Source organism: Pseudomonas gregormendelii (assembly GCF_017114825.1).
Lineage (GTDB): Bacteria > Pseudomonadota > Gammaproteobacteria > Pseudomonadales > Pseudomonadaceae > Aquipseudomonas > Aquipseudomonas gregormendelii.
In genome coordinates this window covers 252,764-278,533 of sequence record NZ_JADEVO010000001.1, presented here as the reverse complement: position 1 = coordinate 278,533, position 25,770 = coordinate 252,764, and the positions used below count along the sequence as shown (strand labels likewise).

Annotated in this window: 22 protein-coding genes; 12 read left to right on the top strand and 10 right to left on the bottom strand. The window is 59.9% G+C overall.

What is annotated here, in order from left to right:
* Positions 1-67 precede the first annotated feature (67 nt).
* Positions 68-1,060, bottom strand: coding sequence for an NAD-dependent epimerase/dehydratase family protein (locus tag IMW75_RS01285; protein WP_045057970.1), 993 nt, complete (start codon positions 1,058-1,060; stop codon positions 68-70).
* Positions 1,061-1,114: 54 nt separating this feature from the next.
* A complete protein-coding gene (locus tag IMW75_RS01280; protein WP_045057971.1) occupies positions 1,115-2,008 on the bottom strand; it encodes a LysR family transcriptional regulator ArgP in 894 nt (297 codons plus the stop codon).
* 96 nt (positions 2,009-2,104) lie between these two features.
* On the opposite strand from IMW75_RS01280, the gene IMW75_RS01275 reads away from it, so the two are divergent.
* The 10 genes from IMW75_RS01275 to IMW75_RS01230 all read left to right on the top strand — a co-directional run bounded on the left by IMW75_RS01275 (position 2,105) and on the right by IMW75_RS01230 (position 15,957).
* Positions 2,105-2,506: an ACT domain-containing protein gene (locus IMW75_RS01275; RefSeq protein ID WP_045057972.1), complete on the top strand. Its 402-nt coding sequence runs from the start codon at positions 2,105-2,107 to the stop codon at positions 2,504-2,506.
* A 6-nt stretch (positions 2,507-2,512) separates the two neighbouring features.
* Entirely contained in the window at positions 2,513-3,115 is a 603-nt protein-coding gene (locus IMW75_RS01270) for a LysE/ArgO family amino acid transporter (RefSeq protein ID WP_205891672.1), read from the top strand.
* A gap of 177 nt (positions 3,116-3,292) precedes the next feature.
* Complete coding sequence (locus tag IMW75_RS01265) at positions 3,293-3,889, top strand: superoxide dismutase (RefSeq protein ID WP_008034365.1); 597 nt, start codon at positions 3,293-3,295, stop codon at positions 3,887-3,889.
* 281 nt (positions 3,890-4,170) lie between these two features.
* Positions 4,171-6,222: a putative bifunctional diguanylate cyclase/phosphodiesterase gene (locus tag IMW75_RS01260; protein WP_045057974.1), complete on the top strand. Its 2,052-nt coding sequence runs from the start codon at positions 4,171-4,173 to the stop codon at positions 6,220-6,222.
* A 124-nt stretch (positions 6,223-6,346) separates the two neighbouring features.
* A complete protein-coding gene (locus IMW75_RS01255; protein ID WP_205891671.1) occupies positions 6,347-7,684 on the top strand; it encodes an imelysin family protein in 1,338 nt (445 codons plus the stop codon).
* A gap of 248 nt (positions 7,685-7,932) precedes the next feature.
* Positions 7,933-9,360, top strand: coding sequence for a di-heme oxidoreductase family protein (locus IMW75_RS01250; protein WP_205891670.1), 1,428 nt, complete (start codon positions 7,933-7,935; stop codon positions 9,358-9,360).
* Positions 9,361-9,387: 27 nt separating this feature from the next.
* Positions 9,388-10,452, top strand: a complete 1,065-nt coding sequence (locus IMW75_RS01245; RefSeq protein ID WP_045057977.1) for an imelysin family protein — start codon at positions 9,388-9,390, stop codon at positions 10,450-10,452.
* A 14-nt stretch (positions 10,453-10,466) separates the two neighbouring features.
* Positions 10,467-11,567, top strand: a complete 1,101-nt coding sequence (locus tag IMW75_RS01240; protein ID WP_205891669.1) for a DUF1513 domain-containing protein — start codon at positions 10,467-10,469, stop codon at positions 11,565-11,567.
* Positions 11,568-11,768: 201 nt separating this feature from the next.
* Positions 11,769-12,917, top strand: coding sequence for an efflux RND transporter periplasmic adaptor subunit (locus IMW75_RS01235; RefSeq protein WP_205891668.1), 1,149 nt, complete (start codon positions 11,769-11,771; stop codon positions 12,915-12,917).
* Between the two features lie 13 nt (positions 12,918-12,930).
* Positions 12,931-15,957 (top strand): multidrug efflux RND transporter permease subunit, encoded by a 3,027-nt coding sequence (locus tag IMW75_RS01230; RefSeq protein ID WP_205891667.1) that lies wholly within the window; start codon positions 12,931-12,933, stop codon positions 15,955-15,957.
* Positions 15,958-16,115: 158 nt separating this feature from the next.
* Here the strand turns inward: IMW75_RS01230 and IMW75_RS01225 are convergent, their stop codons facing one another.
* The 5 genes from IMW75_RS01225 to colR all read right to left on the bottom strand — a co-directional run bounded on the left by IMW75_RS01225 (position 16,116) and on the right by colR (position 19,850).
* The gene (locus tag IMW75_RS01225) at positions 16,116-16,343 is read right to left on the bottom strand and encodes a hypothetical protein (protein WP_045057981.1); all 228 of its coding nucleotides are present in this window, start codon (positions 16,341-16,343) and stop codon (positions 16,116-16,118) included.
* Positions 16,344-16,345: 2 nt separating this feature from the next.
* Positions 16,346-17,059 carry a lipopolysaccharide kinase InaA family protein gene (locus tag IMW75_RS01220; RefSeq protein ID WP_205891666.1) on the bottom strand — a complete coding sequence of 238 codons (714 nt, stop codon included), beginning with the start codon at positions 17,057-17,059 and terminating at the stop codon, positions 16,346-16,348.
* A gap of 4 nt (positions 17,060-17,063) precedes the next feature.
* Entirely contained in the window at positions 17,064-17,732 is a 669-nt protein-coding gene (locus IMW75_RS01215; RefSeq protein ID WP_205891665.1) for a class I SAM-dependent methyltransferase, read from the bottom strand.
* A gap of 161 nt (positions 17,733-17,893) precedes the next feature.
* Positions 17,894-19,177 carry a sensor histidine kinase gene (locus tag IMW75_RS01210; RefSeq protein ID WP_205891664.1) on the bottom strand — a complete coding sequence of 428 codons (1,284 nt, stop codon included), beginning with the start codon at positions 19,175-19,177 and terminating at the stop codon, positions 17,894-17,896.
* Positions 19,167-19,850 carry a response regulator transcription factor gene (gene colR / locus IMW75_RS01205; protein WP_205891663.1) on the bottom strand — a complete coding sequence of 228 codons (684 nt, stop codon included), beginning with the start codon at positions 19,848-19,850 and terminating at the stop codon, positions 19,167-19,169. Before colR ends, IMW75_RS01210 begins: the two co-directional genes overlap by 11 nt.
* A gap of 196 nt (positions 19,851-20,046) precedes the next feature.
* Between colR and IMW75_RS01200 the strand changes: the two genes are divergently transcribed.
* Positions 20,047-21,996 (top strand): LTA synthase family protein, encoded by a 1,950-nt coding sequence (locus IMW75_RS01200; RefSeq protein ID WP_205891662.1) that lies wholly within the window; start codon positions 20,047-20,049, stop codon positions 21,994-21,996.
* A gap of 53 nt (positions 21,997-22,049) precedes the next feature.
* Positions 22,050-22,793 carry a phosphatase PAP2 family protein gene (locus tag IMW75_RS01195; RefSeq protein ID WP_045057987.1) on the top strand — a complete coding sequence of 248 codons (744 nt, stop codon included), beginning with the start codon at positions 22,050-22,052 and terminating at the stop codon, positions 22,791-22,793.
* Positions 22,794-23,012: 219 nt separating this feature from the next.
* Here the strand turns inward: IMW75_RS01195 and groL are convergent, their stop codons facing one another.
* From groL to IMW75_RS01180, 3 genes are all read right to left on the bottom strand, one after another.
* On the bottom strand, positions 23,013-24,656 hold the full coding sequence (groL, locus tag IMW75_RS01190) for a chaperonin GroEL (RefSeq protein WP_045057988.1): 1,644 nt from the start codon (positions 24,654-24,656) through the stop codon (positions 23,013-23,015).
* Positions 24,657-24,705: 49 nt separating this feature from the next.
* Positions 24,706-24,999 (bottom strand): co-chaperone GroES, encoded by a 294-nt coding sequence (locus tag IMW75_RS01185; protein WP_019827816.1) that lies wholly within the window; start codon positions 24,997-24,999, stop codon positions 24,706-24,708.
* 248 nt (positions 25,000-25,247) lie between these two features.
* Positions 25,248-25,724: an FxsA family protein gene (locus tag IMW75_RS01180; RefSeq protein WP_045057989.1), complete on the bottom strand. Its 477-nt coding sequence runs from the start codon at positions 25,722-25,724 to the stop codon at positions 25,248-25,250.
* Positions 25,725-25,770: the final 46 nt, after the last annotated feature.

The following is a 25,770-nucleotide window of genomic DNA, read 5'->3' as shown; positions in this document are numbered from 1 at the left end:
CGCAGTATACCCCCCACAACCGCATCGATTGACCTTGAACCCCCAACTCGGTTCAGTGACGAGCCCGTCAGCGGATGTCCTGGGCCTTCCACCAGCTGCAGAACTCGTCCAGGGCGGTCCAGAGACTGACCTTTGGATCGTAATCCAGATAATGCCGCGCGCGGCTGATGTCCAGGGTGAAATCCCGGGTCATCACTTGCATGCCCAGGCGCGACAGGGTTGGCTCGGGGCGGCCCGGCCAGAGCTTGCATACGCCTTCATTCAACGCGGCAGCGCTGTAGGCCAGCCCATAGGAACGGTAGCGGGTGACCTGCGGGACGTCCATCCTGCGCATCACGTAATTGACCACATCCCACAGCGGAACCGGGGTCCCATTACTGATGTTGTAGGCCTTGCCCAACGCCGAGCCCGTGGCCAGCAAGCTGCTGAGCAAGGCTTCGTTGAGGTTTTGCACGCTGGTGAAATCCACCTTGTTCAAACCGTTGCCGATGATCGACAACCGCCCCTTGCGCTGCATTTTCAGCAGCCGCGGGAAAATACTCATGTCACCGGCGCCGGTCACGAATCGCGGACGCAGGGCGATGGTCTCCAGACCAAATTCCTGGGCGCCAAATACTTTTTGCTCGGCCAGGTACTTGGTCGCCGCGTAGGGGTGCTTGAAGCGCTTGGGCACTTGCTCTTCGGTCAGACCAAGGTGATCGCGGCCGTCAAAATAGATCGAGGGCGAAGACAGGTGCACCAGGCGCCGCACCCGCTGCTTCAGGCAGGCTTCGACCACGTTCTCGGTGACCTGGACATTGCCCTGGTGGAAATCTTGATAACGGCCCCACAACCCCACGGCACCGGCGCAATGGACCACAGCGTCGACATCCACGCACAGGTCACGGGCCAGCAGCGGGTCGCCGAGATCACCCTGGATAAACTCGGCGCCACGGCGCACCAGGTGTTCGACGCTTTCGGCCCGGCGACCATTGACCCGTACGTCCAGGCCCTGCTCCAGGGCGAAACGCGCAAAGCGCCCGCCAATGAAGCCGCTTGCGCCGGTGACCAGAATCTTCATGTAGTGCTCCGATGTGTTTCATTTTGCGTAATGCGTAAGCCTTGACGCTGCCCGTCAGTCCAACGGCACCAGCCATTGCCTGGATGAACGCACCAATTGTTCGGTCAGTAACCCCAGCAACTGCCCGCCATTGCGCCAATGATGCCAGTACAGCGGCACATCGATGGGCTTATCTGGTAACAGCTCGAGCAACACACCGCGTTCCAGCTGCTCGCGCACCTGCAGTTCAGGCACCAGGCCCCAGCCAAGTCCGGCTTCGGTCAGGCGGATAAAACCTTCGGAGGACGGGCACAAATGGTGTTCGAAACCCCCATCGACACCCAGGGAAGCCAGGTAGCGATGCTGCAGGAAATCGTCCGGCCCAAACACCAGCGCCGGGGTCTTCGCCAACTGACCTGCGCGCACCCCTTGCGGGAAATGCCGAGCAATGAACGCGGGACTGGCCAGGGCCCTGTAGCGCATCGCACCCAACAACACGCTGCGCGCGCCCGCCACCGGGCGCTCACTGGCGCAGATACAGGCGGCCACTTCGCCGGCGCGCATGCGCTTGAGGCCAACCGTCTGGTCCTCAACCACCAGGTCCAGCAGCAGGTGTTGCTCGGCGCAGAAATCGCTGACGGCGGCGGCCCACCAGGTGGCCAGGCTGTCGGCATTGAGGGCGATGCGCAGACGCTCCGGCAGGCCTTCTTCGTCCAGCGCCGGCACCAGGGTCTGCAAGTCGCGCTCCAGCAGCCGTACCTGCTGCACATGGTTCAGCAGGCGCCGTCCGATCTCGGTAGGCGCCGGCGGCGTGACCCGCACCAGAACCGGCTGGCCGACCCGGGCTTCGAGCAATTTGATGCGCTGGGAAATCGCCGATTGCGACAGACCCAGCACCTGTGCGGCGCGTTCGAAGCCGGCCTGCTCAACCACGGCTGCCAGGGCTGACAGTAATTTATAGTCGAACATCAGTTTTCCTAATGAGCGATCAGCAAGATTGGTTTTTCTTATACCGCTTCCACGGGGAGAATGGCCAGCAAGAACTCTTCGACAAGGATCACCCACATGGCTGGCGAAACTTCATTGGTAACCCTGCTGCGCAGCATGAGCCCGCAACTCAACGCCGGCGAATACGTTTTCTGTACCCTTCACGACAGCCAGCTGCCGGCAGGTCTTGAGTTGATCGGCAGCTTTCGCGAGCAAGAAGGGCTGACGGTGATCCTGGAGCGTCGCCACGCCGAAAAAGCCGGCCTGCACTTTGACTACGTCGCCGCCTGGATCACTCTGAACGTGCATTCGGCGCTGCAGGCCGTCGGCCTGACAGCGGCCTTCGCAACCGCACTGGGACAGGCCGGAATCAGTTGCAATGTGATCGCAGGTTACTACCACGACCATCTATTCGTCGGCCAGGCCGATGCAGAGCGCGCCATGGGCGTGTTGCGGGACCTGGCAGCTAACGCGGAGTAACCATCAATGTGGCAAAGCTATGTCAACGGCCTGCTAGTGGCCGCAGGGCTGATCATGGCGATCGGCACCCAGAATGCGTTTGTGCTGGCCCAGAGCCTGCGGCGTGAACACCACCTGCCGGTCGCTGCATTGTGCGTGGTGTGTGATGCATTGCTGGTTGCCGCCGGTGTGTTTGGCCTGGCGACGGTATTGGCGCACAACCCGGCCTTGCTGGCGGTAGCCCGTTGGGGTGGCGCGATATTCCTGCTCTGGTATGGCAGCCTGGCGCTGCGCCGGGCCTGTTCAAAACAGAGCCTGCAACAGGGCGAGGGCCAGACCGTGCGTTCGCTGCGGGCGGTCATGCTCAGCGCGTTGGCCGTGACCTTGCTCAACCCGCATGTCTACCTGGACACCGTCCTGCTGATCGGCTCGCTCGGCGCGCAGCAGACCGAACCGGGCGCTTACGTAGTGGGCGCAGCGAGCGCGTCATTGCTGTGGTTTTTCACTCTGGCACTGGGCGCCGCATGGCTGGCGCCGTGGCTGGCCCGGCCGAGTACCTGGCGGATCCTCGACCTGCTGGTGGCGGTGATGATGTTCACGGTAGCGGTGCAACTCATCACCAGCCCCTGATTTATTCCAAAAGGCTCTGGAACCTCTATCCCACACAGTTGTTGCGTGGTTATGCCGCACCCCCGGTGCTATGATCCGGTCCGATGCGCCGCAAAGAGTACAAACTCCCCGGCGCTTGTCTGGCCGCCCGTGATCGGCCTTGCGCTCACCGCAACTGACCTGATTAGGAGAATCATCATGGCTTTCGAATTGCCGCCGCTGCCTTACGCACACGATGCCCTGCAGCCGCACATTTCCAAGGAAACACTGGAATACCACCACGACAAGCACCACAACACCTACGTCGTGAACCTGAACAACCTGGTGCCAGGCACCGAGTTCGAAGGCAAGACCCTGGAAGAAATCGTCAAGTCTTCCTCGGGCGGTATCTTCAACAACGCCGCTCAGGTCTGGAACCACACTTTCTACTGGAACTGCCTGGCGCCAAACGCCGGCGGTCAACCAACCGGCGCCCTGGCTGAAGCCATCAACGCTTCGTTCGGTTCGTTCGACAAGTTCAAGGAAGAGTTCAGCAAGACGTCCATCGGCACCTTCGGTTCCGGTTGGGGCTGGCTGGTGAAAAAGGCTGACGGTTCCCTGGCCCTGGCCAGCACCATCGGCGCCGGCAACCCGCTGACCAATGGCGATACCCCGCTGCTGACCTGCGACGTCTGGGAACATGCTTACTACATCGACTACCGCAACGTTCGTCCGAAATACGTCGAAGCGTTCTGGAACCTGGTCAACTGGAAATTCGTGGCTGAGCAGTTCGAAGGCAAAACCTTCACCGCTTAAGATCGACACCGGTAAAGAAAACCCGGCTTCGGCCGGGTTTTTTTATGGGTGCGCAAAAGACCGGTCTAACATCGACCCGTGGAAAAAATCATCCAGCCGCCCTCAAGTTCCAGGGCCCGCCTGACGACACAGTGCTGATCAGCAGAAAACCTCAGGCAACTGCATTTTCGCCAGGCAGCAGGCAAAATCTCCCGCGGATGAATGTCCCTTTGACTGCCATCACGGGATTGCCAATACTCATGGCAACTTGATGCTACCCGCACGGAACAAGGAATAGCCTTTTGAAGCTGGAACTCAAGAACAGCTTGTCGGTGAAGTTGCTCCGGGTCGTGCTCCTGTCGGCATTGATCGTCGGCGTGGTCTTGAGCTGCGCGCAGATCGTCTTCGATGCCTATAAGACACGCCAGGCCGTGGCCAATGATGCCGAGCGCATCCTCGACATGTTTCGTGACCCCTCCACCCAGGCCGTCTACAGCCTGGACCGCGAGATGGGCATGCAGGTCATCGAAGGTCTGTTTCAGGACGACGCCGTGCGCCAGGCCTCCATCGGCCATCCCAACGAGGCGATGCTCGCGCAGAAATCCCGCGACCTGCAGCATTCCGAGAGCCGTTGGCTGACTGACCTGATTCTTGGCAAGGAACGCACCTTCACCACGCAACTGGTGGGGCGCGGCCCGTACAGCGAGTATTACGGCGACCTGAGTATCACCCTCGACACCGCCACCTATGGCCAGGGGTTTATCGTCAGCTCGGTGATCATCTTCATCTCCGGGGTCTTGCGGGCACTGGCCATGGGCCTGGTGTTGTACCTGGTCTATCACTGGCTGCTGACCAAACCACTGTCGCGGATCATCGAGCACCTGACTGAAATCAACCCGGACCGACCCAGCGAACACAAGATTCCCCAGCTCAAGGGGCACGAGAACAACGAACTGGGTATCTGGATCAACACCGCCAACCAGTTGCTGGAGTCCATCGAGCGCAACACGCACCTGCGCCACGAAGCGGAAAACAGCCTGCTGCGCATGTCGCAGTACGATTTCCTGACCGGCCTGCCAAACCGCCAGCAGCTGCAGCATCAACTCGACAAGATCCTGGTGGACGCCGGCAAGTTGCAGCGCCGGGTGGCGGTGCTGTGCGTGGGCCTCGATGACTTCAAGGGTATCAACGAACAGTTCAGCTACCAGACCGGCGACCAACTGTTGCTGGCCCTTGCCGATCGCCTGCGGGCCCACAGCGGACGCCTTGGCGCACTGGCCCGTCTCGGCGGCGACCAGTTCGCCCTGGTCCAGGCCGACATCGAACAGCCCTATGAAGCGGCGGAACTGGCCCAGAGCATTCTCGACGATCTCGAAGCCGCGTTTGCTCTTGATCATCAGGAAATTCGCCTGCGCGCGACCATCGGCATCACCCTGTTTCCCGAGGATGGCGACAGCACTGAAAAGCTGCTGCAGAAAGCCGAGCAGACCATGACCCTGGCCAAGACCCGCTCGCGCAACCGCTACCAGTTTTACATCGCCAGCGTCGACACCGAGATGCGCCGCCGTCGCGAGCTGGAAAAAGACCTGCGCGATGCCCTGGCCCGCGACCAGTTCTATCTGGTTTACCAACCCCAGATCAGCTACCGGGAAAACCGCGTGGTGGGTGTCGAGGCGTTGATTCGCTGGCAGCATCCCGAGCACGGCCTGGTCCCGCCAGACCTGTTCATCCCGCTGGCAGAGCAGAACGGCACCATTATCGCCATCGGCGAGTGGGTACTGGATCAAGCCTGCAAGCAACTACGCGACTGGCATGACCAAGGCTTCATCGACCTGCGCATGGCGGTCAACCTGTCCACCGTGCAATTGCACCACGCCGAACTGCCAAGGGTGGTCAACAACCTGCTGCAGATGTACCGCCTGCCACCGCGCAGCCTGGAACTGGAAGTCACGGAAACCGGCCTGATGGAAGACATCAGCACCGCCGCCCAGCACCTGCTGAGCCTGCGTCGCTCCGGCGCGTTGATCGCGATCGACGACTTCGGTACCGGGTACTCGTCGCTCAGTTACCTCAAGAGCCTGCCGCTGGACAAGATCAAGATCGACAAGAGCTTCGTCCAGGACCTGCTGGACGATGACGACGATGCCACGATCGTCCGGGCGATCATCCAGCTGGGTAAAAGCCTGGGCATGCAGGTGATTGCCGAGGGCGTGGAAACGGCAGAGCAGGAGGCCTACATCATCTCCGAGGGTTGCCACGAGGGGCAGGGCTATTTCTACAGCAAGCCATTGCCGGCGCGAGAGTTGAGCGCCTACCTCAAGCAGGCGCAGCGCAGCAATGCTGTGATCCTGTAGGTGGGTGAACAAGAAATATTTACAGTCACAACCCTTTACAGATAATGCGAAAGATTTGCATTATGTCGCAGTTTTGCGCGCTTGCTGCGCCATTCCACCCCCTTCTCGAAGCAGGATGTTCGCCATGATCCGTATGCCTCTGGCTACCGCCAGTCTGTTGGCCATCGCTATTTCCCTCGCCGGTTGTGGCGAAGGCAAAGACAAAGCTGCCGCTCCAGCGCCGACTCCAGCAGCCACTGCCACAGCCCCGGCGCCTGCTGCTGCCGGCAAGGTCGACGAAGCCGCCGCCAAAGCCGTTGTCGCGCATTACGCCGACATCGTCTTCGCCGTCTACAGCGATGCCGAATCCACCGCGAAAACCCTGCAGAGCGCTGTCGACGCCTTCCTCGCCAAGCCGAACGCCGACACCCTGAAAGCGGCCAAAGCTGCCTGGGTAGCTGCTCGCGTACCTTACCTGCAGAGCGAAGTATTCCGCTTCGGCAACACCATCATCGACGACTGGGAAGGTCAGGTGAACGCCTGGCCACTGGACGAAGGCCTGATCGACTATGTCGACAAGTCCTACGAGCACGCACTGGGCAACCCGGGCGCGACGGCCAACATCATTGCCAACACTGAAGTTCAGGTCGGCGAAGACAAGATCGACGTCAAGGACATCATCCCGGAAAAACTCGCCAGCCTCAATGAGCTGGGCGGTTCCGAGGCCAACGTCGCCACCGGCTACCACGCCATCGAATTCCTGTTGTGGGGCCAGGACCTGAACGGCACCGGCCCTGGCGCTGGCAACCGTCCGGCTTCCGACTACCTCGAAGGCACTGGCGCCACCGGTGGTCACAACGATCGTCGTCGTGCCTATCTCAAGTCCGTGACCCAACTGCTGGTCAGCGACCTGGAAGAAATGGTCGGCAACTGGAAGCCGAACGTGGCCGACAACTACCGCGCGACGCTGGAAGCCGAGCCGGGTGAAACCGGCCTGCGCAAAATGCTGTTCGGCATGGGTTCCCTGTCCCTGGGCGAACTGGCGGGCGAGCGCATGAAGGTTTCCCTGGAAGCCAACTCCCCTGAAGACGAGCACGATTGCTTCAGCGATAACACCCACAACTCGCAGTTCTACGACGCCAAAGGCATCCGTAATGTATACTTGGGCGAATACACCCGCGTCGACGGTACCAAGATGACCGGCGCGAGCCTGTCGTCCCTGGTGGCCAAGGCTGATCCGGCTGCCGACAGCGCGTTGAAAGCTGACCTGGAAGCCACTGAAGCCAAGATGCAGGTCATCGTCGACCACGCCAACAAGGGTGAGCACTACGACCAGTTGATCGCGGCCGGCAACACCGCCGGCAACCAGATCGTTCGCGACGCCATCGCTTCGCTGGTCAAGCAGACCGGTTCGATCGAAGCCGCTGCTGGCAAGCTGGGCATCAGCGACCTGAACCCGGACAACGCTGATCACGAGTTCTGATCAACGCTGGCTGGATCAAAAGGCGACCTCAGGGTCGCCTTTTTTGTTTTCGCTTAATGTTGTGCGCCAGTCCATAAAAGATCGCAGCCTTCGGCAGCTCCTAAATTGATCGGCGTAAACCCGTAGGAGCTGCGGAAGGCTGCGATCTTTTCCTGCGCCACATCAACCAAACGATAATTCCTCTTATTCAATCTTCACCGCCCTGTTAGACTTTGCGCCCGTGTTTTGCTCGTTCTGCAGGATGTCTGATGCTCTCGCTGCCTCTTCGCTTATCCGCACTGTTTCTGGCCCTGTGCCTGAGTGCCTGCGATGACGCCCCGCGTTTTACCAAGGCCGAACCCGGTGAAGCCCGTTCCGGTGGCAGCGCGACTGTGCGCAAGACAGATCAGAATGCCTTTTCCCTGCCCTCCGCCAACCTTGCGCCCTCACGGCGCGTGGACTTCAGCGTCGGCAACAGCTTCTTCCGCAACCCCTGGGTGATCGCCCCTTCGACCACCACCGCACGCGACGGCTTGGGGCCCCTGTTCAACACTAACGCCTGCCAGAACTGCCACATCAAGGACGGTCGCGGCCACCCGCCCACGCCGGGTGCGGCCAATGCCGTGTCAATGCTGGTGCGCCTGTCGATCCCGGATGCGCCGGCTTATGCCAAGGTCATTGAGCAGCTCGGCGTGGTCCCGGAGCCCGTCTACGGCGGTCAGTTGCAGGACATGTCAGTACCGGGCATGGTTCCCGAAGGCAAGGTGCGAGTCGATTACACACCAGTGCCTGTGCGTTTCAAGGACGGCACTGAGATCGAGCTGCGCAAACCCACCTTGCAGATCAGCCAGCTCGGCTACGGCCCGATGCACCCCGACACGCGCTTCTCGGCACGTGTCGCTCCGCCGATGATCGGCTTGGGCCTGCTCGAAGCCATCCCGCAAGCCGCCATCCTGGCCAACGCCCAAGCGCAGGCCAAGGAGAACCGGGGCATCAGCGGACAGCCCAATTGGGTCTGGGACGACGTGCAGCAAAAAGCCGTTCTGGGTCGATTTGGCTGGAAAGCCGGGCAACCGAATCTGAATCAGCAGAACGTCCACGCGTTTTCCGGTGACATGGGCCTCACGACCAGCCTAAAGCCCATCGATGACTGCACCGACGCGCAAACCGCGTGCAGGCAGGCGCCCAACGGTAATGGCCCCGATGGCGAGCCGGAAGTCAGCGACAACATCCTGCGCCTGGTGCTGTTCTACAGCCGCAACCTGGCCGTTCCAGCCCGTCGTGATGTCAGCGCGCCCGAGGTGCTGGCGGGCAAGAGCCTGTTTTTCCAGGCCGGGTGCCAGTCCTGCCACACCCCCAAATACACCACCGCAGCGACGGCCGCAGAACCTGAACTGGCCAATCAGGTGATCCGCCCCTACAGCGACCTGCTGCTGCATGACATGGGCGAAGGCCTTGCCGACAACCGTACCGAATTCCAGGCCAGTGGCCGCCAATGGCGCACCCCGCCGTTGTGGGGCATCGGCCTCACGCAGGCGGTCAGTGGCCATACCCAGTTTTTGCATGACGGCCGCGCCCGCAGTCTGCTCGAAGCCGTGCTCTGGCATGGCGGCGAAGCCAAAGCGGCGCAGCAACAGGTGTTGTCTTTCAACGCCGAGCAGCGCGCTGCGTTGCTGGCGTTCCTGAATTCCCTTTAATAAGCGTCTACTCAGCGGGAGCCTTACATGTTCCGTCCCAAATTGTTGTTCACCAGCCTTGCCGCCCTCGCCCTGGGCGCCTGCTCCCCGCAGGACCCGCAGGCCGTCACGTCGGCGGCAATCGCCAAATCGGTGATCCTGCCAACGTACACCCGCTGGGTGGAAGCCGATCGCCAATTGGCTGTCAGTGCCCTCGCCTACTGCGAAGGCAAGGAAAATCTCGACACGGCACGCAAGGACTTCCTGCATGCGCAAAAGGCCTGGGCCGAGTTGCAGCCGCTGCTGATCGGCCCCCTGGCCGAGGGCAATCGTGCCTGGTCCGTGCAGTTCTGGCCGGACAAGAAAAACCTGGTCGGCCGTCAGGTCGAGCAACTGGTCACCGCGCAGCCGCAGATCGACGCAGCTACCCTCGCCAAGTCGAGTGTTGTGGTGCAAGGACTGTCGGCCTACGAATACATCCTGTTCGACAGCAAGCCTGACGTTGCCAACGATGCGCAGAAAGCCAAATACTGCCCACTGCTCAAGGCGATCGGCGAACATCAGAAACTGCTGGCCGAAGACATTCTCAAAAGCTGGAACAACACCGACGGCATGCTCGCGCAAATGAGCAAGTTCCCCAACCAGCGCTACGCCGACTCCCATGAGGCCATCGCCGATCTGCTGCGAGTGCAGGTGACCGCCCTCGACAGCCTGAAGAAAAAACTCGGCACGCCGATGGGCCGCCAGAGTAAAGGCGTGCCACAACCGTTCCAGGCCGATGCATGGCGTAGCCATTCCTCCCTCAGTGGTCTGGAAGCCAGCCTTGCCGCCGCCAAGACCGTCTGGGAAGGTGTCGACAACAAAGGCCTGCGCGGCCTGCTGCCGAGCGAGCAGAAACCCCTGGCCGACAAGATCGACGCCGCTTACGCTGCATCCCTGAAACTGTTCGCCAGCAATCAGCGCACGTTGGCCGAAATGCTTGGCGACGACGCCGGTCGCCAGCAACTCAACGATATCTACGACAGCCTCAACGTCGTCCATCGCCTGCACGAAGGCGAACTGGCCAAGGCGCTGGGCATCCAACTGGGCTTTAACGCCAACGACGGTGACTGATGAGGGCGACTGCGATGCTGCGACGTCAGGCTCTGACTTTAGGTAGCTTGCTGCTGGGAGCAGTGACACTGGGCGGCTGGACGCTGTTCAAGCAAAAGGACAAGAGCCCTCTGCTGCTCTCGGCGCGGGACGATACCGATGGCAAGCACTATGCGGTCGGTTATCGTCTGGACGGCACGCAGGTGTTCGCCACGCAGGTTGGCCAGCGTTGCCATGACATCATCAATCATCCGACAGAGCCGATGGCCTTGTTCGTGGCCCGTCGCCCAGGTACCGAGAGTTACCTGATCGACCTGCGCGACGGCACTGTGCTGCAAACCGTGACCTCGCTGTCCAACCGGCACTTCTACGGCCACGCAGTGATCCACAGCAGCGGCGACTGGCTGTACGCCACCGAAAACGATACCTCCGATCCCGGTCGAGGCCTGCTCGGGGTGTACCGTTTCGAGGGCCAGCGTCTGGTCCACAGCGGCGAGATCTCTACCCACGGTATCGGTCCGCACCAAGTGTCATGGATGCCCGATGGCGAGACCCTGGTGGTGGCCAACGGCGGCATTCGCACCGAGGCCGAGAGCCGGGTCGAGATGAATCTGAACGCCATGGAGCCGAGCCTGGTGCTGATGCAACGCGACGGGACCCTGCTGAGCAAGGAAACCCTCGCCCAGCAAATGAACAGCGTGCGACACCTGGGCATCGCCAACGACGGCACCATCGTCGCCGGCCAGCAATTCATGGGACCGTCCCACGAATCCTCGGAGTTGTTGGCGATCAAGCGGCCCGGCCAGCCATTCGTGGCGTTCCCTGTGCCTGAACACCAGTTGCAGGCGATGGGTCATTACACCGCAAGCGTGGCGGTGCACAGTGACTTGCGCCTGGTGGCGCTGACTGCGCCACGGGGCAACCGCTTTTTCATCTGGGACCTGGACAGCGGCGAAGTGCGCCTGGATGCGCCGCTTCCAGATTGCGCCGGGGTCGGTGCGGTGGCTGATGGTTTTGTCGTGACCTCGGGCCAGGGCCGCTGCCGGTACTACGACTGCCGCCAGGCGGACCTGCTGGCAAAACCCCTGGAACTGCCTGCAGGGCTCTGGGATAACCATCTGCACCTGATGACGTAATAACGCCAAAAGATCGCAGCCTTCGGCAACTCCTGCACTGGAATGCGCACACCCTGCAGGAGCTGCCGAAGGCTGCGATCTTTTCAGGCCAACGCCCGTCGAAAGCCGTACCCCCTGTAAGTTCTATCAGTTGGAATCCCCCCGCCACTCGGAGTAATGTGCCGATCTGTATGCTCTGATTTTCTCCAAGGAAGTGGAAATATGCTGCGCCGTCGCATGCTGATCATGTTGGGTGTTGTGCTGTTGATCGTGTTGGTCCTGGCTGCCTACAAGGCCTTCTCCATCTACACGATGATCCAAGGCTTCTCTGCGCCTAAACCGCCGACCAGCGTCGCCGTGGCCACCGCCACCGAGCAGCCCTGGCAAGCCCGCCTGCCTACCGTTGGCACCCTCAAGGCGCTGCAGGGCGTAGACCTGAGCCTGGAAGTCGCCGGCACCGTCACCGAGGTGCAGTTTGAGTCTGGACAGAAGGTCAAGGCCGGCCAGCCGATTGTGCAACTCGACAGCGCCGTCGAAAGCGCACTGCTGGAAACCGCACAGGCTGACCTCGGGCTGGCCCAGGTCGACTACAACCGCGGCAGCCAGCTGGTGGGCAGCCAGGCCATCTCCAAAGGCGAGTTCGACAGGCTCTCTGCCGTGTTCAAGAAGAACAAGGCCACGGTCAATCAGCTCAAGGCTTCACTGGCGAAGAAGCGCATTCTTGCGCCCTTCAGCGGCACCATCGGCATCCGCCAGGTGGACGTTGGCGACTATGTGGCCAGCGGCACGGTGATCGCCACTTTGCAGGATCTCACCAGCCTGTACGTCGACTTTTTCCTGCCTGAGCAATCGGTACCGAAAATCGCGGTGGGCCAGGCGGTGCAGATCGTGGTTTCCGCCTACCCGGCCCAGACGTTCCCCGGCACCATCAGCGCGATCAACCCGAAAGTCGAGAACACCACCCGTAACGTGCAAGTGCGCGCCACCCTGGCCAACCCCGAGGGCAAGCTGCTGCCAGGCATGTTCGCCAGCCTGCAGGTCCTGCTGCCGGATCCGCAGCTGCGCATCGTCGTGCCGGAGAGTGCTATCACCTATACCCTCTACGGCAACTCGCTGTACGTGGTGGCGCAGAAAAAAGCCGAAGACGGCACAGTCGAGAAAGACGACCAGGATCAGCCGATCCTCATCGCCGAGCGGCGTTTCATCGAAACCGGCGAGCGCCGCGACGGCCTGGTGATAATTAACAAAGGTGTGCAAAAGGGTGAAAAAGTGGTCACCGCCGGCCAGATCAAACTGGACAACGGCGCACCCATCGCAATCAGCGACGACAAGACTTTAGCCGAGCAGAACAGCACGCCGCGCGCGGACTGATCAAGGAATCCCCATGGCTTTTACCGACCCGTTCATCCGCCGCCCGGTGCTCGCCACCGTGGTCAGCCTGTTGATTGTGCTGCTGGGCTTCCAGGCCTGGAGCAAACTGCCCCTGCGCCAGTACCCGCAGATGGAAAACGCACTGATCACGGTGACCACCGCCTACCCCGGGGCGAACGCCGAAACTATCCAGGGCTACATCACCCAGCCAATGCAACAAAGCCTGGCCAGCGCCGAAGGCATTGACTACATGACCTCGGTCAGTCGCCAGAACTTCTCGGTCATCTCGATTTATGCGCGCATCGGCGCCAACAGCGACCGCCTGTTCACCGAACTGCTGGCCAAGGCCAACGAGGTCAAGAACCAGCTGCCCCAGGACGCTGAAGACCCGGTGCTGAGCAAGGAAGCCGCCGACGCTTCGGCCTTGATGTACATCAGCTTCTTCAGCAAGGAACTGAACAACCCGCAGATCACCGACTACCTGTCGCGGGTGATCCAGCCGAAGCTGGCCACCCTGCCCGGCATGGCCGAAGCCGAGATTCTCGGCAACCAGGTGTTCGCCATGCGCCTGTGGCTGGACCCGGTGAAGCTGGCCGGCTTCGGCCTGACCGCCAGCGACGTGACCAACGCGGTTCGGCAATACAACTTTCTTTCCGCCGCCGGTGAAGTGAAAGGCGAGTATGTAGTCACCAGCATCAACGCCAACACCGAGCTCAAGTCTGCTGAAGCCTTCGCCGCGATTGCGTTGAAGATCGACGGCGACAGCCGCGTGCTGCTCAGCGACGTCGCCCGGGTGGAGATGGGCGCGGAGAACTACGACACCATCAGTTCCTTCGGGGGCACCCCGTCGGTGTACATCGGCATCAAGGCCACGCCGGGCGCCAACCCGCTGGACGTGATCAAGGAAGTACGCAAGATCATGCCGGACCTGGAGGCCCAGCTGCCGCCGAACCTCAAGGGTGAAATTGCCTATGATGCGACCTTGTTCATCCAGGCCTCGATCGATGAGGTGGTCAAGACGCTGTTCGAAGCCGTACTCATCGTCATAGTTGTCGTATTTCTGTTCCTGGGTGCGCTGCGCTCGGTGGTGATCCCGGTGGTGACCATCCCGCTATCGATGATTGGCGTGATGTTCTTCATGCAGATGATGGGTTACTCGATCAACCTGCTGACCCTGCTGGCCATGGTCCTGGCTATCGGCCTGGTGGTGGACGATGCCATCGTGGTGGTGGAGAACATCCACCGTCATATCGAGGAAGGCAAGACGCCCATGGATGCCGCCCTTGAGGGCGCCAGGGAAATCGCCATGCCGGTGGTTTCCATGACCATCACCCTGGCGGCGGTCTATGCGCCCATCGGCTTCCTCACCGGACTGACCGGGGCGTTGTTCAAGGAGTTTGCCCTCACACTGGCCGGCGCGGTAGTTATCTCAGGTGTCGTCGCGCTGACCCTATCGCCGATGATGTGCGCTTTTTTGCTGCGCCACGATGAAAATCCCAGCGGATTTTCCCATCGCCTGGACCGGGCTTTCGAAACCATCAAGCGCCGTTATCAGAAAATGTTGCACGGCACCCTGAACACCCGGCCCGTGGTGCTGGTGTTCGCGGTTATCGTGTTGTGCCTGATTCCGGTATTGCTCAAGTTCACCAAGTCCGAGCTGGCCCCCGACGAAGACCAGGGCATTATCTTCATGCTGGCCAACGCGCCGCAGCCGACCAACCTCAATTACCTCAACGCCTACACCGACGAGTTCATCCAGATCTTCAAGGAGTTCCCGGAATACTATTCCTCGTTCCAGATCAACGGCGTCAACGGCGTGCAATCGGGGATTGGCGGTTTCCTGCTCAAGCCATGGAATGAGCGCAGCCGCACCCAGATGGAAATCCTGCCGGAGCTCCAGGCCAAGCTGGGGAATATTTCCGGCTTGCAGGTGTTCGGCTTCAACCTGCCCTCCCTGCCGGGTACGGGCGAGGGCCTGCCCTTCCAGTTCGTGATCAACTCTGCCAACGACTATGAGTCACTGCTGCAGGTCATGGACAGGGTGAAAAAGCGAGCAATGGAGTCTGGCAAATTCGCTTTCGTCGACGTCGACCTGGCATTCGACAAGCCTGAAGTGGTGGTGGACATCGATCGGGCCAAAGCGGCGCAGATGGGCGTGTCGATGCAGGACCTGGGTGGCACGCTGGCGACCATGCTCGGCGAAGCGGAGATCAACCGCTTCACCATCGAAGGCCGCAGCTACAAGGTGATCGCCCAGGTCGAGCGCCCCTTCCGCGACAACCCCGACTGGCTCAACAACTACTACGTCAGGAACACCAAGGGTGAGCTCCTGGCCCTGTCGACCCTGATCACCGTTACTGACCGCGCGCGTCCGCGGCAACTCAACCAGTTCCAGCAACTCAACTCGGCGATCCTGTCCGGGGTGCCATTGGTGAGCATGGGTGAAGCCCTCGACACCGTGCGCCAGATCGCCCGGGAAGAAGCGCCGGCAGGGTTCTCCGTGGATTACGCCGGCGCCTCAAGACAATTCATCCAGGAAGGCAGCGCGCTGTGGGTAACCTTTGCCCTGGCCCTGGCGATTATCTTCCTGGTGCTGGCTGCCCAGTTCGAGAGTTTCCGCGATCCGCTGGTGATTCTGGTGACGGTGCCGCTGTCGATTTGCGGGGCGTTGATCCCGCTGTTCCTGGGCTGGTCGAGCATGAACATCTATACCCAGGTGGGGTTGGTGACGCTCATCGGGCTGATCAGCAAGCACGGGATCCTGATCGTCGAATTCGCCAACCAGCTGCGCAAGGAAAAGGGCCTGTCGCCGCGCGAGGCGGTGGAAGAAGCGGCGGCGATTCGCTTGCGACCGGTGCTGATGACCACTGCGGCGATGGTGTTCGGCATGGTGCCGCTGATCATTGCCACGGGCGCGGGGGCGGTGAGCCGGTTTGATATCGGTACGGTGATTGCCACAGGGATGTCGATCGGGACGTTGTTTACGCTGTTTGTGTTGCCATGCGTGTACACATTGCTGGCCAAACCCGACAAACCCTAGCGTCAAAAGATCGTCCGATTGCGGCCAAAGCCTCCGGCAGCTCCGACAGGTTTACGCGGTCCTAATGCAGGAGCTGCCGGAGGCTGCGATCTGTTGGACTTGCTTCCAAAACAAAAGGCCCCGCATACGCGAGGCCTTTTATTTTGGCTTCAATCCAGTCAACTTTGCGGCCTCATTCCCTGTGATAGTCCAAACATGAACAGTAACAAGTCATGGTCAGGCTGGGACGCCACGTTTGCCTTGGCAACCCGTGGCATTGGACAGTGAGCGTCGCCGCCCACTGAACTGAGGACCTGCGAGCGGGGCTGCTCCCAAGCCGCCACCGCGATTGAAGCAACTGCCAAGGCTCCTATGAGAAACAAACCTCGTGCAATTTCGAGTTTCATCGCTATAAACCCTTGATAGCGCTGCCAAACGCCGTCTCATAAAAATAGACGAGTTTCTGCCAGTCCGCCGAGCTGAACGACGAATGGCGACGCAGTTGCTTCATGTCATGGGCGCCCGCCTGACGAGCGGTGAGGCGCTGCCGGCATTTCTCCAGATCGATCAATGCAACCTCGACCGTGGCCGCCTCGCCTTCGCCGCTGACACGCACGAAAACATGCTTGATGTAGATGCAGCTGTGCTGCCAGCGTCCTTTGTGCATGCGCGCCAGGTTGTCCGCCAGATCCTTCAGGACCCGGTCGTGAACGGCCTCGCCATGGCGCTCACGGCCACCGCCGGCATACCAGTGTTCGATTTCCTCAAAGCCATCCAGGGATTGCGTGACCAGCAATGCACGCCACTTGTGAACGGGGTCGCGTTGAGCGCCGCAGAACACCACCTGCGGTACCCGCACGCCGATCTTGTGCAGACCGGTCAGCGCATCCAGCTCGCGCAATACAGTCGGCCGACCAAAGGGGTGCAGCCAGCTGCGGTAGATGTGCCCGGTCTGACGCTTGGCATACAACAGTTGCCCATCGCTGCCCCTGACCCGCTGCACGCCACTTTCGCCACCGCGCCGCACATTGGGTTCTTCTACCCATTCACCGCGCTGATTCCAGAAATAGTCGAACCGCTCATCGGCATCGACATCCACTTCTGGTGCACATTGCACTGCCATCCTGTTACCTCTTGCGTAATACGTAAACTCGCCACATGGCATAGAGCGGTAAAAAATCCATCCGTTCCTGGATACGGAAACCGGCTTGCTCAAATTCTTTTTCGACCGTAACAACCGGTAACACAAAACGGTTCTGGTAACCTTCCTGCCCGCGAGTGCTCTCCGAGCGCTTGCGTTTCCAGGCCTTGAAATTGCCGTCCACCCACAGAGAAATGATCACGCTGTCACGGGTGACTCGCTCGAATTCACGCAAAATGGCCAATCGATGCTCGGCCTCACCGATGTGGTGCAACAGACGCATGCAAAAAATACTGTCGACGGCGTTATCGGGTAAGGCAATGTCGAATGCAGATGTCTGCAAGGGTTGTACCCTTTTCACCACGTCGGCAGGTTGCGCCTGCATAGCGACGTTGAGCATCGATTCGGAGTTGTCGGCTCCGATAATGGCTCGATTGCTCTTCTCAGCCAGCAAAGGCCAGAAACGTCCGGCACCACAGGGTAAATCAAGGACCAGTCCGGGCTCGCCCGCCAACGTCAGCGCTTTACGCGCCAGCTGAATATCCCGCCAATGAGACAGGCGGCGGCCCAAACCGTTCTTATGTTTCTGAAGGTATCTTAAAGCATGTTGATCGTCATACTTTTTGGAAAAATCGAGTTTGATCGGATTGTCCATAGCCAAGTTTCCTAATTGCTGATGACGACCACCATAGGTAGGGCCATGTCAGCGTCAGGTCATGACTTTGTGAAAGATTTGTTATGTAAAACCCTGAAGTATTTCAGGGTTCTACATGGCGCGCATAATATCTATGGGCCAGTGCTGCAGGAAGGGATCAGTCAGCTCACATCTACCGGATGCAGCTCTACTTTAAATCGGCAGCCGTTGGGCTCCATCGTGGTCAGGCTGACGCTCCAGCCCTGGTTCTCGCAGATCCTTTGCACCAGCGAAAGCCCCAGGCCCAGGCCTTCGCCGCGTTTCTCGGCACCCCGCACGAACGGCTCGAACATCGCCTCGCGTTTCTCTTCGGGAATACCGACCCCACTGTCTTCTACCAGGAACCCCGTCGGCGTCAGGGTCAGGCGGATGAACCCCTGCTCGGTGTAATGCAGTGCATTGCGCAACAGGTTGCCCATCACCGCATGCAGGAGGGTGGCGTTGTAGCGGGTGCCGGCCGGATCGCCCGGCACAAACTGCAACTCCAGCCCTTTGTTCTCGATCGGCTCGCGCCAGAGGTTGAGCAAACCGTCGGCCACTTCACTGAGGCTTTGCTGAGGTGCCATGCTGGCATCCTCGCGTTGCGCGCGGGCCAATACGAGGAATGTTTGCACCAGCTCGCGCATTTCTGCGCAGGCGCGGGCGATGCGCTCGACCTGCGCGCGCCCACGCGGGTCGATAGCAGGATTCTCCAGCAACAGTTCGCAGGAACTGGCCAGCACCATCAATGGCGTGCGCAGCTCGTGACTGACGTCACTGGTGAACAACCGCTCCCGGGTCAACGCCTGGCGCAGGCGCCCGAGCGTGGCGTCGAAGGCCACGGCCAGTTCGCCCACTTCATCAGCGGCGTAGTCCGGTGCAAGCGGTGGCGCCATACCCAGCAGTTGGTCGCGATGGCGCACTTGCCGGGCCAGGCGCACTACCGGCGCCATGACCTTACGAGCCAGCACCCAGCCGAGAAATACCGCCAGCGCCAGGCTCAGGACAAAGCCCACCAGCACTACGGCAAACAGCACCCGCTCGCGTTCTTCGAAATCGCTCTGGTCCTGCAGCAGCACGTAGCGCCGGCCGTCGACGACCTCGACCATCGCGTGATACGACAGCTGGTCACGAAACACTTCGTGGAATCCCGGGTCCAGGTGGCGCAGGTCCTTGGGTACATCGAAATCACCCGGGCCGCCGCTGAAATAGAACAGCTGGTCCGGCTCCGGTCGATGGCTCCAGTCAGCCACGCTGTCCATCAACAGCAGACGCTGCAGGTCACCGCCCAGTCCCGCGGAAATCAGTTTTTCCTCGACCAGGTGCACAGTCGCGACGATGCCCATGGCAAAGGCGCCCGCCACCAGCGCGCTCATCAACGCAAAGGCGATGATGATCCGTTGAGCGAGGCTCTGTCTAAACTCCATCTCGACCCTCGGCCAGGCGATAACCGACACCGTGCACTGTTTGCAACAAGGGTTTGGCAAACGGTTTGTCGATCACCTGGCGCAACTGGTGGACATGACTGCGCAGGCTGTCGCTGTCCGGGCAATCATCACCCCACAACGCTTCTTCTAGAATTTCGCGACGCAGTACGTGTGGACTTTTTTGCATCAGCACCGCGAGCAATTTCAGGCCCACCGGGTTGAGTTTGAGCAGGCGCCCTTCGCGAGTGACCTCCAGGGTATCGAGGTCATATTGCAAATCACCGACCTGCAGGATTCGGCGGCCGCCACCTTGGGCACGGCGCATGACGGCTTCGATGCGTGCTGCCAGCTCGGACAGCGCGAAGGGTTTGACCAGGTAGTCATCAGCGCCGGACTTGAACCCCAGCAGTCGGTCGTCCAGCTGATCGCGCGCGGTCAGCATGATCACCGGGGTGTCGCGGCGCGCGTCTTCGCGTAGCCGTTTGCACAACGTGTAGCCATCGATGCCGGGCAGCATGATATCGAGCACGATCAAGTCGTAATGCTCGGTGGCGGCCAGGTGCAGGCCCGACAAGCCGTCCTGCGCGCAATCCACGGTGTAACCCTTGAGCCCCAGGTAATCGGCCAGATTGGCGAGGATATCGCGGTTGTCTTCAACCACCAGAATTCGCATGGGTACTCCTCTACACAGTAACAGCCGTCATGGCCCGCGCAGCTTAAGGCCTCAGGTGGCTCAGAGCCAGGGGTATCGCCGGCCTCAGTTCAATCTATCAAAAGCCAGGGTTGACGAGTTTTTCACTATCAGCTCACAAGTCCACTACAGTTGGAGGGCTAAATTCGCGCGGATTGTGAAAAAAGGAATGTTACTAATGGATGTTTTCAAAACTGCGCCGATGCGCTTGTTATTGCTCGTCACCGGTGCATGGCTGGTAATTTTCTTTCTGACCCGAACAGCTCTGCTGCTTACTCACCTGGATGAGGCCGGTAACGGCTTTCGGTCGGTTTTTGGGATCGGTCTTCTTTACGACTTGGGCTTCCTGGCCTATGCGGCTTTGCCGATGGGCCTCTATCTCCTGCTCTGCCCGCCAGCCTTGTGGCGCCGCCGTGGCCATCGATGGTTTTTACAGGGGCTGCTGACGATCAGCCTGTTCGCCATGCTGTTCACCTGCGTCGCCGAGTGGTTGTTCTGGGACGAGTTCGGTGTGCGCTTCAACTTCATCGCGGTCGACTACCTGGTGTACTCCGACGAGGTATTGAACAACTTGCTGGAGTCTTACCCGATCGGCCAGTTGCTGAGCATCCTTGCGGTGCTCGCCGTGGTCCTGAGTTTTGTGCTGCGCAAGCCATTCAATGCCGCGCTGGACGCCCCGCTACCCCCGCTACGCCGACGCCTGCTCAGTGCCTTGGGCCTGTTGATCATCGCAGGCCTGAGCCTGCAGCTGCTCAGCCAGGACGCACCGCGCGTCCAAGGCGGCAACGCCTACGAAAACGAACTGGCGAGCAATGGCCCCTACCAGTTCTTCGCCGCATTCCGGAACAACGAACTGGATTACCAACAGTTCTATGAAAGCCTGCCGTCTAAAGTAGTTGCCCAGCAGATCCGTGTAGAGCTAAGCGAGCCAAACGTTCGTTTCGTTGGCCAGGACCCGCAAGACATTCGTCGCAACATCGATAACCCGGGTACCGCGCGCACCCCTAACATCGTGCTAGTGACCCTCGAAAGCTTCAGCGCCAAGTATATGGGCAGCAACGGCGATGAACGCAATCTGACGCCAAACCTCGATGCACTGCGTAAAGAGAGCCTGTACTTCAACAATTTCTACGCCACCGGGACCCGCACCGACCGAGGTCTGGAAGCCATTACCCTGGCGATCCCACCGACGCCGGGGCGCTCAATCGTTAAACGCGTAGGTCGCGAAAGCGGTTTCGCCAGCCTGGGCCAACAGCTCAATGCCGTCGGTTACGACAGCGTGTTCGTCTATGGCGGGCGCGGTTACTTCGACAATATGAATGCTTTTTTCAGCGGCAACGGTTATCGCGTGGTCGATCAGAGCAGTGTCGATGAAGCAGAAATTCACTTCAAGAACGCTTGGGGAATGGCCGACGAAGACCTCTATACCCAGACTCTGAAGCTGGCCGACGCCGATTACGCCAAACAGCAGCCATTCCTGCTGCAACTGATGACCACCTCCAACCATCGTCCTTACACTTACCCTGACAACCGGATCGACATCAAGTCCGGCAACGGACGCGACGGCGCAGTGAAGTACACCGACTACGCCATCGGACAGTTCCTTGAGCAAGCGCGCCAGAAGCCTTGGTTCGACAATACGATCTTCGTGTTCGTCGCCGATCACACGGCGGGCAGCGCCGGCAAGGAAGACTTGCCGATCAGCAACTACCAGATTCCCTTGTTCATCTATGCGCCCAAATTGATTGATGCGCGGGAAACTGCGCAACTGGCCAGCCAGATTGATCTGGCACCCACCCTGCTGGGTTTGCTGAATATGGACTACCAATCGACATTCTTTGGCCGCAATCTGTTACAGGATAATCCGTTGCCACCACGGGTGGTCGTTGGCAACTATCAATACTTGGGACTGTTCGACGGTAAAGACCTGGCGATCCTCAGCCCGCGCCAAGGGCTGCGCCGGCATGACGATGCGTTGACCGAAAGCCGCGAATCGAAGGCACAAGCCAGTGACCCGCTGATCACTCGCGCCATTACCTATTACCAAACCGCCAGCTATGGCTTCAAGCAACAGCTGCTTGGTTGGAAAGCGCCCAAGGATGGCGACCTCCAAGTCGGCGAACGCTAACCGAATGTCCCCGGGCTGATGCTGGGGGCATTTTCCTCTGTTCAGGACTCACCATGCCATCAACTGTTGTCCGCCCCATCTCACGCCCCCTCAACTTCTGGGTGTGCTTGGGAGTACCCGCGATTGCCGCAATCATCCTGGTACTGCTCGAACTGACCTCACTGGATATGGATTTGGCCAGGCTGTTTTATGATCCGGTTGCCGGGCAGTTTATCGGGCGCCACAGCTACTTCCTGGAGGACATCCTGCATGACCGCGCCAAGCAGGTCGTCATAATCTTTTCGGTGTTCGCCATACTGGGCTTCACCGGGGCGTTTTTCATCGACAGGCTCAAGCCATTCAAGCGCGAGCTGGGTTGCCTGGTCCTGTCACTGGCGCTGGCCACTTCCTTTGTTACGCCCATGAAAGCGGTCACGGCCGTGCAGTGCCCCTGGAGCCTGGAACAATTCGGCGGGCATGAGACCTACAGTGAATTGCTCAGCCCGCGGCCCGCCACCGACAAGCCTGGCCGGTGCTGGCCGGGTGGGCATGCGGCCACCGGTTTTACCTTGTTCGCCTTGTTCTTCGCCCTGCGTGATCGTCGCCCGCGCCTGGCGCGGCAGGCGTTCGTATTCGCCTTTGCCCTGGGCACGGTGTTTTCGGTGAGCCGGATGATGCAAGGCGCACACTTCTTTTCCCATAACGTGTGGACGGCAATTTTCTGCTGGCTGATCTGTTTGGGGGCGTATTACTACATTCTTTATCGACCGGCTTGCCGGGTTGAAGCGGTTGCCGAGGCGGCACCTGCAGGCGCCTGACAGAAGATAAAAGATCAAAAGATCAAAAGATCAAAAGATCAAAAGATCAAAAGATCGCAGCCTTCGGCAGCTCCTACGGGAATATGCAATCACCCTGTAGGAGCTGCCGAAGGCTCGGGCCGCGATCGGACGATCTTTTGACTTTGTCTTTATGACAGCCAATAAAAAACCCCGCCTGCTTCACGCAGGCGGGGTTTTTATGCAAGGGGTGAGGCTGGCTTACATCATGCCGCCCATACCGCCCATGCCGCCCATGTCTGGCATACCGCCGCCAGCTGGAGCGTCGTCCTTGATCTCGGCGATCATCGCTTCGGTGGTGATCATCAGGCTGGCGATGGAAGCCGCTGCCTGAAGAGCCGAACGAGTCACTTTAGCCGGGTCAAGGATGCCCATTTCGATCATGTCGCCGTATTCGCCGGTAGCAGCGTTGTAACCGTAGTTACCCGAACCCTGCTTGACCTTGTCGACTACTACGCTTGGCTCGTCGCCGGAGTTGGCAACGATCTGGCGCAGTGGCGCTTCAACAGCGCGACGCAGCAACTGGATACCAACGTCTTGATCGGCGTTGTCGCCTTTCAGTTCGGAGATAGCCTGCAGAGCGCGAACCAGTGCCACGCCGCCGCCAGGTACCACGCCTTCTTCAACGGCTGCACGGGTAGCGTGCAGGGCGTCTTCAACGCGGGCTTTCTTCTCTTTCATTTCAACTTCGGAACCAGCGCCAACCTTGATCACTGCAACGCCGCCGGACAGCTTGGCCAGACGCTCTTGCAGTTTTTCACGGTCGTAGTCGGACGAAGTGTCAGCCACTTGCTGACGGATCTGCAGGACGCGAGCCTGGATATCAGCCTCAACGCCGGCACCGTCGATCACGGTGGTGTTTTCTTTGGACAGGATCACGCGCTTGGCATTACCCAGGTGTTCCAGGGTAGTGCTTTCCAGGCTCAGACCGATCTCTTCGGAGATTACGGTACCGCCAGTCAGAACAGCGATGTCCTGCAGCATGGCCTTGCGACGGTCGCCGAAGCCTGGAGCCTTGACGGCTGCGACTTTAACGATGCCACGCATGTTGTTCACAACCAGAGTCGCCAGGGCTTCGCCTTCAACGTCTTCAGCAACGATCAGCAGTGGACGGCCGGCTTTTGCAACGGCTTCCAGTACTGGCAACATTTCGCGGATGTTGGAGATCTTTTTGTCGACCAGCAGGATCAGCGGACCGTCGAGCTCGGCAGTCATGGTTTCTGGCTTGTTGACGAAGTACGGGGACAGGTAACCACGGTCGAACTGCATGCCTTCTACAACCGACAGTTCGTTTTCCAGGCCCGAGCCTTCTTCAACGGTGATCACGCCTTCTTTACCGACTTTTTCCATGGCTTCGGCAATGATGTCGCCGATGGAGCTGTCGGAGTTGGCCGAAATGGTGCCGACCTGAGCGATGGCCTTGGTGTCAGCGCAAGGCTTGGACAGGGCTTTGAGCTCTTTGACGATAGCGATGGTCGCTTTGTCGATGCCGCGCTTCAGGTCCATCGGGTTCATGCCGGCAGCGACGGCTTTCAGGCCTTCGTTGACGATCGATTGAGCCAGAACGGTAGCGGTGGTGGTGCCGTCGCCTGCGTCATCGTTGGCACGGGAGGCAACGTCTTTGACCAGCTGCGCGCCCATGTTTTCGAAGCGATCTTTCAGCTCGATTTCTTTGGCTACGGAAACGCCGTCCTTGGTGATGGTCGGAGCGCCGAAGCTCTTCTCGATGATCACGTTACGGCCTTTAGGGCCCAGGGTCGCTTTTACTGCGTCAGCCAGGACGTTGACACCGGCGAGCATTTTCTTGCGGGCGGAATCGCCGAATTTAACTTCTTTAGCAGCCATGATCGATATTCCTTAAATACTTTGTAGTAGCGGGAAAATGAGCGGGGTATCAGCCTTCGATAACAGCGAGAATCTCGTTCTCAGCCATTACCAGCAGGTCTTCGCCGTCAACTTTCACAGTGTTGCTGCCGGAGTAAGGGCCGAACACAACCTTGTCACCCACTTTCACGGCCAGCGCACGCACTTCACCGTTGTCCAGCACGCGGCCGGTACCGACAGCGAGGATCTCGCCGCTGTTGGCTTTTTCAGCAGCCGAACCTGGCAGGACGATACCGCCAGCGGTTTTCTTTTCTTCTTCGCTGCGACGGATGACGACGCGGTCATGCAGAGGACGAAGCTTCATTGTCGATCTCTCCTAATTGTGGTTTTCATCGGCCGGTGTAGTCCCGGCGGGTTTAACAAATCCGGCGGTGCCGGGTGCGTCTCGACGAGCGTGACGCGGAAGTCTGTCTGGCGTGATCGCCAGAAACCTTGCGGTGACCGTTACATATGGGCACATAAGCTTATTACAAGAGTGGGCATTGAAAATTTTTTAGCTGGAGCGCCTGCAAATGAACACGGCACCCGAGGGTGCCGTGTCGATGGAAGGTGTTACTTGGAATCGCGGTGTTCGAACTCGCCTTCGATCACATCAGGCTCACGACCCAGCGGTTGTCGTGGAGCGGGGCCGCCCCGCGGCTGCAGGTCGTCGGCAAATGCGCGCTGACGGATCGCCGCTTCTTCGGCGCGCTGGCGCATCTTGTTGGCCAGCAGTCGACGGGAGATCGGCAGCAGCATGATCAGGCCCAGGACGTCAGTGACGAAACCCGGCAGGATCAACAGACCACCGGCCAGAGCCAGCATCAGGCCCTCAAGCATGGTCTGGGCAGGCAATTCGCCGCGGTTCAGGCTTTCACGAGCACGCAACGCAGTGGCCAGCCCGGCGATACGCAGCACGAACACGCCGAGCATCGAGCCGAGAATCACCAGGAGCAGGGCCGGGAAAAACCCGATCGCCCCACTCACCTTGACGAATACGAACAGCTCCAACACCGGAAACAGTACAAAGAGCAATAAAAAAGGGCGCATCAAATGGTTCCTCAACGCAAGAATGCCTTGCCAGTAATCCCTAGAT

Coding starts and splice junctions, on each gene's coding strand:
- IMW75_RS01285 (WP_045057970.1), bottom strand. CDS start 1,060: ATGAAGATTCTGGTCACCGGCGCAAGCGGCTTCATTGGCGGGCGCTTT.
- IMW75_RS01280 (WP_045057971.1), bottom strand. CDS start 2,008: ATGTTCGACTATAAATTACTGTCAGCCCTGGCAGCCGTGGTTGAGCAG.
- IMW75_RS01275 (WP_045057972.1), top strand. CDS start 2,105: ATGGCTGGCGAAACTTCATTGGTAACCCTGCTGCGCAGCATGAGCCCG.
- IMW75_RS01270 (WP_205891672.1), top strand. CDS start 2,513: ATGTGGCAAAGCTATGTCAACGGCCTGCTAGTGGCCGCAGGGCTGATC.
- IMW75_RS01265 (WP_008034365.1), top strand. CDS start 3,293: ATGGCTTTCGAATTGCCGCCGCTGCCTTACGCACACGATGCCCTGCAG.
- IMW75_RS01255 (WP_205891671.1), top strand. CDS start 6,347: ATGATCCGTATGCCTCTGGCTACCGCCAGTCTGTTGGCCATCGCTATT.
- IMW75_RS01250 (WP_205891670.1), top strand. CDS start 7,933: ATGCTCTCGCTGCCTCTTCGCTTATCCGCACTGTTTCTGGCCCTGTGC.
- IMW75_RS01245 (WP_045057977.1), top strand. CDS start 9,388: ATGTTCCGTCCCAAATTGTTGTTCACCAGCCTTGCCGCCCTCGCCCTG.
- IMW75_RS01240 (WP_205891669.1), top strand. CDS start 10,467: ATGCTGCGACGTCAGGCTCTGACTTTAGGTAGCTTGCTGCTGGGAGCA.
- IMW75_RS01235 (WP_205891668.1), top strand. CDS start 11,769: ATGCTGCGCCGTCGCATGCTGATCATGTTGGGTGTTGTGCTGTTGATC.
- IMW75_RS01230 (WP_205891667.1), top strand. CDS start 12,931: ATGGCTTTTACCGACCCGTTCATCCGCCGCCCGGTGCTCGCCACCGTG.
- IMW75_RS01225 (WP_045057981.1), bottom strand. CDS start 16,343: ATGAAACTCGAAATTGCACGAGGTTTGTTTCTCATAGGAGCCTTGGCA.
- IMW75_RS01220 (WP_205891666.1), bottom strand. CDS start 17,059: ATGGCAGTGCAATGTGCACCAGAAGTGGATGTCGATGCCGATGAGCGG.
- IMW75_RS01215 (WP_205891665.1), bottom strand. CDS start 17,732: ATGGACAATCCGATCAAACTCGATTTTTCCAAAAAGTATGACGATCAA.
- IMW75_RS01210 (WP_205891664.1), bottom strand. CDS start 19,177: ATGGAGTTTAGACAGAGCCTCGCTCAACGGATCATCATCGCCTTTGCG.
- colR (WP_205891663.1), bottom strand. CDS start 19,850: ATGCGAATTCTGGTGGTTGAAGACAACCGCGATATCCTCGCCAATCTG.
- IMW75_RS01200 (WP_205891662.1), top strand. CDS start 20,047: ATGGATGTTTTCAAAACTGCGCCGATGCGCTTGTTATTGCTCGTCACC.
- IMW75_RS01195 (WP_045057987.1), top strand. CDS start 22,050: ATGCCATCAACTGTTGTCCGCCCCATCTCACGCCCCCTCAACTTCTGG.
- groL (WP_045057988.1), bottom strand. CDS start 24,656: ATGGCTGCTAAAGAAGTTAAATTCGGCGATTCCGCCCGCAAGAAAATG.
- IMW75_RS01185 (WP_019827816.1), bottom strand. CDS start 24,999: ATGAAGCTTCGTCCTCTGCATGACCGCGTCGTCATCCGTCGCAGCGAA.
- IMW75_RS01180 (WP_045057989.1), bottom strand. CDS start 25,724: ATGCGCCCTTTTTTATTGCTCTTTGTACTGTTTCCGGTGTTGGAGCTG.